The 985-nt window shown below is 53.3% G+C and carries 1 protein-coding gene; it reads right to left on the bottom strand.

Annotated features, from left to right (window positions below):
- Positions 1–985: type VI secretion system tip protein TssI/VgrG (tssI, locus tag C6H66_RS25425; RefSeq protein WP_146111155.1), on the bottom strand; the 985-nt coding region annotated here is incomplete at both ends.

Raw genomic sequence — 985 nt, 5'->3', positions numbered from 1 at the left:
TTGCCGTTCCAGCCTTGTGCCACCCGTACCCAGCAAGACGCGAGGTCGTCCGCTTTATCGTAACGGTTCCAGTGGAAATGAATCCGTATCGCGCCGTGTTCGTTCACATAAATCTCTTCGCTTCCCGGCCCGACTACCGTGGCGACTTCATCACCGTCCGCCAGCGGTTTGTAGCGGTAAGGGGGCCGCCAGTCCTGTCGCCCCGGAATAAAGGCGACCTCGTTGGTCAGCGTGGTTCCTTCGCCGCCGTCGTCCGACGCGACAGGTTGCCACCCATAATGCGTGACAGACAGCACCTGCCAGCGGTCGTTCATGGCCTCTATGGGATGGGATTGCAGGGTAAAAATTTTGCCCGGACGCAGCCGGATACAGTTAGTTTTGGCGGTGCCGACTTTGCTGTAGTTTCGTAACTGTTCCAGCCGCAGTTGGGTAAACGGTTTTGCTTCCGCGTCCCACTGGAAACGGCCGTAACTTTCAAACACCGAGTTGTGTCCGCTATCGTCGGATTGCGTCTGATGCTCAAGCGAATATTTAGGGTTAAGAAAGTTATGGTCTTTCTGGACCGTGCCGTTCGAACACAGGTATTCGCCATAACTCCACTGGTACGCGGTGGTATCTGTCTCGTCCGTTTCCGGGTGCGTATTGTAAGTCAGTTCGATATCCGCCTGCATGCCCAGGCGGCAATCACAGAACAACGTCTGTTTTTCCTCAAACCAGAAGATAATGCCCTCTTCCGCCGCCAGTCGGCACCAGAAATCATAGGCGGATTCGCGTTTTTGCGTGGTGTATTCCCGTTCGACATGGCGTTTATAGAGCGTATCGCGGGTAAATAAAATACGATGCTCTTTAAGCAGGATCGTTAAGATTTCCGGTACAGACTTTCGATGGAAAATACGGCTGTCCTGATTGAGCGTCATCAGCCACATTGTGGGGCGGACAGTGAAAATATAAAAAGTCCGACGGCCATCGGTATTATCCTGTTCAG

The organism is Photorhabdus hindustanensis (assembly GCF_002968995.1).
GTDB lineage: Bacteria > Pseudomonadota > Gammaproteobacteria > Enterobacterales > Enterobacteriaceae > Photorhabdus > Photorhabdus akhurstii.
This window is presented reverse-complemented; position numbering and strand designations above follow the sequence as displayed.